This window comes from Agromyces humi, assembly GCF_009720255.1.
Taxonomy (GTDB): Bacteria; Actinomycetota; Actinomycetes; order Actinomycetales; family Microbacteriaceae; genus Agromyces; species Agromyces humi.
Map to the genome: position 1 here is coordinate 1 of NZ_WJSP02000750.1, position 635 is coordinate 635.

Annotated in this window: 1 protein-coding gene; it reads right to left on the reverse strand. The window is 73.7% G+C overall.

Translation table 11 applies throughout. The annotated features are described in order from the left end of the window. The coding region (locus GH736_RS23970) for a carbohydrate kinase family protein (protein ID WP_159607604.1) at positions 1 to 635 on the reverse strand (635 nt) is incomplete at both ends.

Here is a 635-nt window from a genome sequence, read left to right on the forward strand (position 1 = left end):
AGCCCGCCAGCGTCGCGTCGAGCACGCCCGACATGAACGCGTCGCCCGCGCCGTTCGTGTCGACCACCTCGACCGGGACGGCGGCGACGGCGTGCCGCGTCATCCGCTCGTCGACGGCCACCGCGCCCTCGGCGCCGAGCGTGCACACCACGAGCTTCGCGCCGCCCTCGATGCACCGCTCCATGAACGGGAACGGGTCGTCGCCGATGCGGTCGGCGTTCATGAAGATCGCGTCGGCGGCCTCGATGAACGGCCGGTGGAAGTCCGCCTCGCCGTCGTAGTCGTGGATGTCGGTCCAGATCGGGAGCCCGGTGGCCCGCGCCGCGTCGATGAGCGCGAGGGCGACCGGGGCGAGGTCGAGCACGATGGCCGCGGCATCCGACATCGCCGCGATCGCCTCGGCCGACGGCTCGTCGTCCTGCAGCTGGGGCGTCGCGAGGTAGAGCGACACCCGTGCACCGGCCGGCGTCATGAGGTTGAGATGGCGCTCGGTCGTGCGGCCGTCGCTGACGACGAGCTCGACGCCGGCCTCGGTGAGCAGGCCGCGCACGCGCGCGCCCTCGTCGTCGTCGCCGAGCAGGGTGTGCAGCACCGTGCGGCGGCCGAGCCCCACGAATCCGAGCGCCTTGCCCGCC